The organism is Finegoldia magna (assembly GCF_018371055.1).
Lineage (GTDB): Bacteria > Bacillota > Clostridia > Tissierellales > Peptoniphilaceae > Finegoldia > Finegoldia magna_I.
In genome coordinates this window covers 1-10376 of sequence record NZ_JAGYZD010000039.1, presented here as the reverse complement: position 1 = coordinate 10376, position 10376 = coordinate 1, and the positions used below count along the sequence as shown (strand labels likewise).

At 34.2% G+C, this 10376-nt stretch carries 8 protein-coding genes and 1 pseudogene; 3 read left to right on the top strand and 6 right to left on the bottom strand.

Going from position 1 to position 10376, the window contains the following annotated elements:
* Nucleotides 1-415: 415 nt before the first annotated feature.
* Nucleotides 416-1696: a dicarboxylate/amino acid:cation symporter gene (locus KHW44_RS03020; protein WP_304065825.1), complete on the top strand. Its 1281-nt coding sequence runs from the start codon at nt 416-418 to the stop codon at nt 1694-1696.
* A 99-nt stretch (nt 1697-1795) separates the two neighbouring features.
* On the opposite strand, the gene KHW44_RS03015 is transcribed toward KHW44_RS03020, so the two are convergent.
* Together KHW44_RS03015 and murC are read right to left on the bottom strand one after the other, a co-directional pair.
* On the bottom strand, nt 1796-2734 hold the full coding sequence (locus tag KHW44_RS03015; RefSeq protein ID WP_304065822.1) for a linear amide C-N hydrolase: 939 nt from the start codon (nt 2732-2734) through the stop codon (nt 1796-1798).
* A gap of 1 nt (nt 2735) precedes the next feature.
* A complete protein-coding gene (gene murC, locus KHW44_RS03010; RefSeq protein WP_304065819.1) occupies nt 2736-4121 on the bottom strand; it encodes a UDP-N-acetylmuramate--L-alanine ligase in 1386 nt (461 codons plus the stop codon).
* A 146-nt stretch (nt 4122-4267) separates the two neighbouring features.
* On the opposite strand from murC, the gene KHW44_RS03005 reads away from it, so the two are divergent.
* Both KHW44_RS03005 and KHW44_RS03000 read left to right on the top strand, forming a co-directional pair.
* Entirely contained in the window at nt 4268-5053 is a 786-nt protein-coding gene (locus KHW44_RS03005; protein WP_304065816.1) for a PfkB family carbohydrate kinase, read from the top strand.
* A 102-nt stretch (nt 5054-5155) separates the two neighbouring features.
* Nucleotides 5156-6028, top strand: coding sequence for a YitT family protein (locus tag KHW44_RS03000; RefSeq protein WP_304065813.1), 873 nt, complete (start codon nt 5156-5158; stop codon nt 6026-6028).
* Nucleotides 6029-6186: 158 nt separating this feature from the next.
* Here KHW44_RS03000 and grdD read toward each other — a convergent pair whose 3' ends face one another.
* The 4 genes and pseudogenes from grdD to KHW44_RS02980 form a co-directional block, all read right to left on the bottom strand.
* A complete protein-coding gene (gene grdD / locus KHW44_RS02995) occupies nt 6187-7332 on the bottom strand; it encodes a glycine/sarcosine/betaine reductase complex component C subunit alpha (protein ID WP_002835450.1) in 1146 nt (381 codons plus the stop codon).
* 10 nt (nt 7333-7342) lie between these two features.
* On the bottom strand, nt 7343-8890 hold the full coding sequence (grdC, locus tag KHW44_RS02990) for a glycine/sarcosine/betaine reductase complex component C subunit beta (RefSeq protein WP_304065809.1): 1548 nt from the start codon (nt 8888-8890) through the stop codon (nt 7343-7345).
* A 39-nt stretch (nt 8891-8929) separates the two neighbouring features.
* Nucleotides 8930-10240 carry a glycine reductase complex selenoprotein B gene (grdB, locus tag KHW44_RS02985; protein WP_281682626.1) on the bottom strand — a complete coding sequence of 437 codons (1311 nt, stop codon included), beginning with the start codon at nt 10238-10240 and terminating at the stop codon, nt 8930-8932.
* An 18-nt stretch (nt 10241-10258) separates the two neighbouring features.
* Nucleotides 10259-10376 (bottom strand): annotated as a pseudogene (locus tag KHW44_RS02980) (glycine/sarcosine/betaine reductase complex selenoprotein A); the annotation flags it as partial.

The window sequence follows — 10376 nt, the reverse complement described above, 5'->3', positions numbered from 1 at the left end:
TGAATAATAGACCTAGAAAATGTATACAATATAAAACACCTAAAGAAGAACTTTTTGGTTTCTTACCATAGGTGTTGCATTTGATTTGACAATTCGTCATTGAGAAAATCTATATATTACAAATATTAAATAATATTTGCGGATTTAAATTAAAAAGACGAAAAGCAAATAGCGTTGATAAATTAACGATAAATACGGGAAAATGTAAAATAATTTTAAATTTATGTCAAATTATTATTTTTGTAAATTTTTGAAAAAATTCAAGAAATGCTTGAATTTACAGGAAAAATAGATTTATAGAATAATACAATAAATTAGAAATAATGAAAACGATAGCACTGATTAAATATCATTGTCTAATATAAGACAATATGATAAGATTAGTGTGACAAAAATATATAAAGGAGATGTTGAAATGATTAAAAGCTTAATCGCTTTAGTTGTAGCTTTCGCATTGTGCGTAGTTATCGATCGTTTGAAGAAAAAAGGTACTTCATTCATGATCAGAATTTTATTAGCTACAGCAATGGGTGCCATAGTAGGACTTATTTTCAAAGGAAGCACTGACTATGTAGCAATATTTGGTCGTGTATTTTCAAGTTTATTACAAGCATTTGTAATTCCACTATTATTATTCTCAATTATAACTACAGTTGCATCCTTGGAAAGCTCAGAAAAATTAAGATCAATGGGTGGCAAAACAATTATAATTTTAGCTTTACACAATGTTTTAGCTGCTATATTGTCTATAATTTTAGGTAAATTAGTAAATATAGGAATGAATGCAAATATCAAAATGGATGTTGCAGATAAGGTTAAGGAAGTTCCACCTTTTGCAGACGTATTTGTAAGTTTCTTCCCTAAAAACATTATTGACAGTATGAGTCACAACAAAATCGTACCTATCGTAATTTTCGCAATTATCATCGGTATAGTTGTACTTAGATACAATAACAAGGAAGAAATTAAACCATTCTTAGATTTCGTAGAAGCTGGTAATAAAGTAATGAACAAAGTAATTGGAGAAATCATCGAATTCACTCCATACGCAGTTCTTTCTTTATTAGCTAACCAAGTAGCTACATTGGATTTATCATTTGTTAAATCATTATTATTCTTATTATTAATGGTTTATGTAGCATGTTTGTTCCACACATTCATCACTACATCAGCTATGATGAGTTTAATTGCACACATCAATCCATTCAAGTTCCAACGTAAATTCTTCCCAGCATGGTTGATAGCATTTACTACACAAAGTTCAATTGGATCTTTACCAGCAAACATTAAAGAACAAGAAGACATGGGTGTGCCAACAGAAACTGCATCATTTGCAGCATCAATTGGTACTACATTTGGTATGCCAGGATGTGCAGCAGTATGGCCAATTTTATTAGCGATGTTTACAATTAACGCTCTTAATATTCCATTCTCTGCTACTCAATATTTAATCATGGTTGGTTCATGCTTGTTCGCTTCAATGGGAACAGTAGGGGTACCAGGAACCGGAACAATTCAAGCTACAGCAATCTTTGCTACAATGGGATTACCAGTTGAAATGATTTTAGTACTAAGCCCAATCCAAGGTGTTGCAGATATGGCACGTACTTCAACTAACGTTCACGCAGGTGGATCTACTGGTGTTATGGTAGCAGCTATGCAACACGATTTAGATATGGAAAAATATAATGCATAATTGATTAAAAGTAGAAGCATTTTGTTATTTACAAAATAGCTTCTATTTTTTTTGAATTATTAAATCTTATTTTTACAAAAACAAAGGATAGGCATTTGCCTATCCTTTGTTAATTCTTTTAAATTCTAATTTGTTTTCAAAATAATATGAATATATTTCATTTTCATTAGGAATATCATCAAAATCTATCAAATACGTTTGAGTATTTGAATGTGTTCTAACAGCCATAGAAGCTGTCTGTGTGTCGAATGCGCTGATATACCTAGTAAATGTATAGTAATCATGTGAATCGTTCTTAAAGAAGCCCTCAGTGATTTTTAGAGGCTCTAAGATACTGAATGCTGATGAGTATGCTTCATTTACATTATTCGATTTCTTGTGAGTTGACAGGATGTATTTTGCTCTTATAAATCTACTCACAGGATCATAAGCTCCTGTCAAATCTTTTATCTGATTGAATTTGGACAAATCACCGACTGATTTTTCGTATCTTTTAACGTGCGAAGAATATTTTGGTGAATTTGTCATCACTTTAGGATTGTCTCCACATGGAACTAATTTATGATCCTTGTATTCCAAAATAGTTGAATCACCAGTTCTATCGACAAACATAAAGTGGAAATCAGGGCATATCACAGAATTTCCATCAACATCTTTGTTAGCTAGGTGAATATTGTCCAAATCGTTTAACAATTCTTCAACTGTTTTGTAATTTCCTAGCGCAAAATTCATGAAATCCAGTGAATTTGTGTTTATTTTTCCTTCAATTGGGTGATTGCTGAACAAATTATTCGCGATAAACATATTCGTGCAACCGCAAAGGCCATGTTCATTCACACCATCTTTGATAGGGTACAGATTTCTAAAACACATTCCCATCATTTTATATTTTGAACGCATTGGTTTGTGATACAAATCATCTGCATAGTGAAAGCCTCTTGGGATATAAATCATGTTGTATTCCAAAGGCACTTCAAAATCAAGCGTACGCGCCATCACAGACCCTTGTGGATAATCTACAATAATTGTCGTACACATATTATTCCACAATCATCTTCGCAAGAACATCAGGGTTTCCACAACCTGTAGTCAAGACCATGTCATTGTCAGAAACTTTCGAACGAATATAATCACGTGCTTCTTCAAAAGTCTTGTAGTATTTTGCATTCACGCCATTTTTAACTAATTTTTCGACCAAATCTGTAGAATGAATGCTGCTGTCAAATTTTTCCCTTGCTGCGTATATTTCAGTAACTATAACCTCATCACAATCGTAGAATGCATTGGCAAAATCATCCAATAGCATTTTAGTTCTTGAATAAGTATGGGGTTGGAATACGCAGTAGAATTTGCCTTTCTTGTGCTCATCCAATGCTTTCAGAGTGTTTTTGATTTCAGTAGGGTGATGGCCATAATCAGTCTTCACTTCACAACCTTTGTAAAATCCTACAGTTTCCATTCTTCTATGAAGATTTTGGTATTCGTTCATATTTTTTCTTATAGTGTCGATATCGATGTGGAATTCGTAACATGCGATAATCGCAGCCACAGCGTCGTATATGTTGTGACGTCCAATTATTGAAAGTGAGAATTCTTCGTCTTTGTCAAACTTTTTAGATGAAATTACAAATGTAGGGTTGCCATTTTCATTAAAAGTTATATCGTGAACGTTGTAATCAGCTTTTTCATTTTCTATACCAAATGTAATGATTTCTCCTTTGATGTGAGATAATAGAGGTTCACAGTTTTTGTCGTCTATGTTGATAATTGCTTTGGAATTTTCGTCCAAGTTTTTCATGTAGCCAATGAATGTTGCAACGATGTGGTTCAAATCCTTATAGTAATCCAAGTGATCTTCATCGATATTCAAAATAATAGCCATTGAAGGATAGTAGTTGAGAATATTTGCTTTGTATTCACAAGCTTCTGTAAGCATGTATTCGCTATTTCCACAGTGAACATTGCCTTGAATTTCGTCTAATTTTCCACCTAAAAGTATAGATGGATCCACTTTTGCATCGATTAAAATCTTCGCTATCATTGATGTTGTAGTTGATTTGCCGTGAGATCCACTAACTCCAATGGAGTACTTGTAATTTCTCATAAGTGCGCCAAGGAAGACTCCTCTGCTTACCACGTCTACTCCAAGCTCTCTTGCAGCGATTAATTCTTCGTTGTCGTCTAAGATTGCATCAGTGTATACGATTAGGTCAGGATTTTTGATGTTTTCTCTTCTTTGTCCGATAAATATTTCAACTCCCAGACTTTTAAGTCGATTAGTTTCGTCGGATTCTTCTCTGTCACTTCCAGAAACTTTGTATCCGTAGTGGTTCAACAATTCAGCTATACCACTCATTGATATTCCACCGATTCCTATAAAATGTATATATTTAAATTTGTGCTCTTCTATATTAAAATTGAACATAAGCCCCTCCTTATTTCCACCTGATATTATATCACAAAAAATTGAGAAAATTTGAGCTTTTCAGAGCTTGAAAATCTACAAAATGATTAAGATTTATTTGATATACAAATACGCTTTTAGTGTTATAATTAGATGGAGGAGAGAAGATGAAAGATATATTACTAATCAACGATATGCCAGGATATGGGAGAGTCGCTCTTAGTTGTATGATTCCTGTCTTGAGCAACAAAGGTAAAAGTGTTTTTAATTTGCCAACGGCTGTTGTGAGTAACACATTGGATTACGGCAAATTTGCTATATTAGATACGACAGATTACATGAAACAAGCTACAAAAGTTTGGGAAGAGTTGGATTTTAGTTTTGATTTGATAGCTACTGGGTTTTTATATAGTTTAGAACAAGTGGACATAATCAAAGATTTTATCGCAAAACAAAAAAACTCACCGGATGTTATTGTGGATCCTATTATGGCAGACAATGGCAAACTATACAACGGATTGGACGAAGATAACATTGAAAATTTCAGAAAACTTATCGATATAGCTACAGTAATTATTCCAAATGAAACAGAAGCTCGAATGATAACTAGTAGGATGGATGAACCGATTAGCGATGTGGCAGAAAAACTTATCCAAATGGGCGCAAAATACGCCGTTATTACAAGCGTAGATGAAAATGATGAGCATTTTGTTTTCTGTATGGATGAGAATTTTGTATCAGATAAAATCTATTATGAATACATTGACACATCTTATGCAGGAACGGGTGATTTATTCTCAGCGTTATTCATAAGTCAGTATTCAGAAAACAAGTCGATTTTTGAGTCTGCAAAGTATGCTAGTTTGAAGACAACAGAACTACTAAAACTTTCATTGGATATTAAGGACAAAGCACGAGGACTCCCAATAGAAAGATTTATAGATATTTTGTAATTTAGAATTATCAAATAATTATTAGAAATTAATGAATATATCGTTGTAAATTGTATATTCAATTGTTATAATATTATTGCAAAAAAATACTAGGGGGATAATATGATTGATTTAGACGCTTTAGAAAAGAGAAATAAAAGAAAAAGCGTGATTATGATGGCAGTTGGTGTCATTCTTATTGCATTGGGAATTCATTTTTTCTTAGCACCAAATAAATTGTCACTAGGTGGAGCAGCCGGAATGGCAATAGTAATTGGAAATTTCGTTCCAATATCAACGGGTCCAATTTTGATTATCATCAACACGGTTTTATTTATTGTAGGATTTATTACGCTTGGAAAGGCATTTGGACTTAAAACTATAATTTGTTCCTTAGGACTTAGTTTATTGGTGTGGATTTTGGATATTTTATTTCCTATGGAAAAACCATTGTTTGAAGGAAAAATGATTCAATTAATTGCAGCTGTAATGATTTATGGATCAGGAGTAGGGATTGTACTTAATAACTACGCATCAACTGGCGGCTCTGACATATTCGCTAAGATATTGAATAAGTACTTGGGAATTGAGTTGGGTAAAGGATGTTTGATGGTGGATTTCCTTATAACATTATCAGCATGGTATGCCTACGGAACAGAAATAGCTATATACTCACTTGTAGGTACTGTACTTAATGGCTTAATAATAGATTTTACAATTAATGGTATGAATACATCAAAACTTTGCACGATTACAACATCAAAGCCTGATGAAGTAAGCAAGTTCTTGGTAGACAATCTTACAAGATCTGCTAATATATACACAGCAAAGGGCGCTTATTCTGGTATGGAAAAAGAAATCGTTCAAACAGTTGTAAGCAATAGAGATTTTATTATGCTAAAGAAATACATCCATGAAATAGATCCACTAGCTTTCGTTATTGTATGTAATGCAAGTGAAACATACGGTTGGAGATGGAGAAATATAATAGAGTAATTTAATTGAAGATAACCTTAGATTATTAGTTTGATTAAACTTGTAGTCTGAGGTTTTTTTAGTGGGAAAGAAGAGTAGAGAAAAATTGTGAAAAATATTAAAATAGCTCAAAAAAAAGATGTGTGAAAAATCACACATCTTTTTAAAAGCCTATAGAATTATTCTATATAACCATTTTGTTTTAGTATTTGTGATGCTTTATCTAAGTTTGCATCAGACACTTGAACGATTGGACCAGTACAGCCCATACCGCTTTCAGCGTATATATTTTCTTTCCATAAAGCTTGAACAGCATCTTCAATTTCAAGAATATCAATTCCTGAGATTGTTGCAGATACAACTTCTTTGTCTGGCATTTTAACTTCTTCAGAAGATTCCTTTGGAGCTTCTTTCTTAGTTAAAGAATCTAAGATGCCTTTGAAGTCAGCCTTTTCAGCTTGTTTATAGATAGATTTTTTATTGTTATCAATTCCACCAGCTACTGTTTGGTAAGCATATTTTAAAGCATTTGCAACTACAGGAGCACCTGAAGCACGAGACACAATAAATATGTTTCTTTCGTAGCCTTCACCGATACCAGGACCATATCCAAAACCAGTAGTTTCGTAGTTACCACCTGATGTGAATGAACCGAACATCTTCATTAATAAGTTACCTGTTAATGAATCAGTTACCATTACATCACAGCTTCCCATAAGAAGGTCATTACCTCTCATTACGATACCACCATCAGCTCTTTGGCTTTCAGCAAATTCGATATCGAATCCGTTGTCTTTGAAGTGTTTCAAAGCTTTTTCTACTTGTCTTGCTCCATCGATGTTTAAAATACCAACTGTTGGTTTTGCGATACCACAAGATTTAGCTGCGATAACACCTGCAACTGCATTTCTTACCATAGCTTTTGTTCTTTCTGTATCACTAGTTCCTGTAGTAGTAGCTAAGAACATTTCTTTGCCAGTACCAGGAGTGATTACTCTACCAACTGTTGAAACACCGATAGGGAAGTTGTAGTGAAGAGTTACACAGGCTTGAATTTCACCACTGTCTAGTAATTCTTCCATCTTTTTGTACATATCTTCATCGTTATCAACTTCATAAGTTTCATGTTCGTCATCAACTTTTTCACCGATAACAACTACTTCAAAAAGATCAGAATCAGCTAATTCAATAGCTTTTTTCATGTTTTCAACACCGTGTTCACTACCTAAAGTAGTAAGACCGATTTTTACTTTCTTACCAAATTTTCCGCTTTCGATAGCTTCAGATATTTCAAGAAATACTTCGGAAATTTTTTTATTATCCATGTCTACACCTCTATTCTGCTAAAAGATTTTCAGCTAGTTTTCTCATGGATTCTGCGATTACTTTCTTAATTTGATCCTTTTCTGATTCAGATGAAACTGATGATTCATCTTCCATTTTACCATCATTTCTTTCCATAACGATAGATACACCATCAAATAAGTTAGTCATTCTACCTAGGAACAAACTACCTTTACCAACGAACATTACTCTGTTGTAATCTCCTTCAGTTAAGTCTTTAATAGCATGTCCTGCATAAGGAATACCTGATGGGATGTGTCCTTGTGTTGGAGCCCAACCTACTAAGCCTTTTTCTTTAATGAAATTAGCTAATTCTTTTCTGTCTAAGTCTCCTTGTTTAACAGCAAGGGCAGCGATCATCTTATAGTTAGCTTCAGGAACATTTCCAGCTCCGGCAGGTTTAGTGATATCTGGGTTTTGCATTTCTACAGAGTATTTATCTACATCAGTAATCTTTAATCCATTTTCTTCTAATGAATGAGATACTAAGCTTGAGATAACTGCTTGTGGTGAAGAACCAGTCTTAACTGTGTGACGTCCTACGATGTCAGTTCTTAATACTGGATGAACACCATCATTTTCTGAGATTAAAATTGCAAATCCACCAACTACGTCTTCAAGAACTGGGAAGCCCTTTTTAACGTGGTCTTTAGCGTTCATACCTAATTTAGCAGTTGAACCACCTGCTACTACCATAACATTCTTATAAACACCAGATTTAACTAAAGCACTTGCTTCGATTAATGAGTGAATAGGAGCTGCACAGAATCCTCTTGTATCAGAGCCTGTTGCATTTTGTAATCCTACGATTTCAGCGATAGATTTAGCGAAGTTACCGCCACCTCTTTGGTTAACGTCTCCGCAGGCTTCTTCTGAACATTCGATTACATAATCTATATCATCTCTGTTAATGTCGTTCTTAGTAACTAATTCTACAGCTGCTAATACACCTGAAGCTTTTACTACTAAGTTTTCGAACATTGTGTGAGCGCTTAAGTTTACGTCGATATCATGAGCTGCTTTGATATAACCACAAACTTTTCCGTCATGGTATAAAGCTTCTGCCATGTGAGTGTCGAATAATTCTTGAGCATTTGAAATATCAGATCCTTTTAGGTGACCGAAATATGGTTCTAAAATAGGATATTCTTTTTCGATAACTGGTTTGATTTCGTTTACGAATTCTTCAGAAAGTTTTACTAAGTCGAATGCATCAGACATTTGTAATAATGCGATGAATACGTCTTGTTTTACGATTTTACCCATTTTACCATCAGCCTTACCTTCTTCGTAAGTGTGATCAGTAAATGGCATTTCGTATTTTTCAAGTTCTTGAGGAGCAACATTTCCTATATAAACTTGGTTAGGAAGATATTTTACTACCTCATCAAAACTTCTAATGTGTTTTCCAACTTCTTTTAAGAATTCAGAATCTGGGTTTACTACTCTTTCAGTTTGACATGTTGATCCGTTTTGGATAATCATATCAGGAGTGTTGACTAATACATAGCCAGCTCCCTTTAATACTGGAAAATTCATCTGTTAACTATTCTCCTTTATTATTTATTTATATTTGAATTAGTCTTCAAAAACTGTTTGATCTTCTACCTCTGTAGTTAAAGCGTTTAATGCTTTCATAACAATCTTTTTACGAAGACTATATTCTTCTTCTTTAGTTAATGCTGGGTTTCCTAATGGGTGAGGAATAGCAATAGCTGGGACAATTCTGTTAGCACCTACTGTTAATGAGATAGGAGTAACTGTACAAATATGAACAACAGGAAGTCCTGTACGTTCAATTGCTTTTACCATCGTTGCACCGCAACGTGTACAAGTACCTCAGGTACTAGTAAGAACAACTGCGTCTACGTTGTCAGCTAATAATTTTTCACCAATTTCAGTACCGAAAGCATCAGCATTAGCAACGGCAGTACCATTACCTACAGTTGAATACCAAGTTTCGTGTAATGAACCAATAACGCCTTCTCTTTCGAATTCTCTCATAACATCGATAGGAGTAACTCTGTCTCCATCTTCATTAGCGTATACTGGGTCGTATCCACCGTGAGCTGTTTCAGAGTTTTCAGCTGTTAAATCATCGATTCCGTGGAAATCATAAGAACCGTATTTAGTTGCTGAAGATGATTCGATGTGATCTGGGTTTCCTTTTGGAACTGTACCACCAGAAGTTACAAGAGCGATTCTTGCTTTTGATAAATCTTTGATAGCTTTACCAGGTTCAACTCTGTCGAATGCAGGCATTGGATATTCTGTTTCAAATTCTTCGCCATTAATTTTCTTAATAAGCATTTCAACAGCTCTTTGAGAACCGATTTTGTCTGAGAAGAAGTTAACACGAACTCCTCTTTCAATATATCCTTCTTCTTTAGGAGCGCCAATTTCTTCTCCCTTAGCAACCTTAGGACCTAATTTACCGATTTTCTTCATAGCGTCTCTCATACCAGCGGCACTATTCTTAGTTTCTACGATATAAACGTCCTTTTTGTACATATCTGCACCTGGGTTTTCAGGATACATTCCTGTTAATACAGGGATATTTAATTCATCTTTAACTGCTTTAGCCATTGTACCAGCAGCAACACCGTATCTACCAGCGTTGAATGCAGGACCAGTTACTACGAAGTCTGGGTTAGCTTCTTTAATCATTCCCAATACTTCTTTTTGAGCAGATTCCATATTTTCACCGAAATATGAGTCACCACATACTACAGTTCTAACTACTTCAAAATCTTCTCCCAATGCTTTAGCTAATTGAGCAGAGATAGGAGGTAATTGTTCTGCTATAAATGGTTTTATATCAGCTTTTTCTTCTCCACCAATACCAGCGAAGAATTGGTTTATATAATGAACAACTTTAATTTTATCCATTAAGCTTACTTCCTTTCTTTATAAAAATTTACAATAATCGCTTCTGATATCGTTCATTTCTTCAGCGATTTCATCAACGTCAAGAACCATTTCCATCATACCAACTTGTTCATCATAAACGTCAGCATCGAATTGT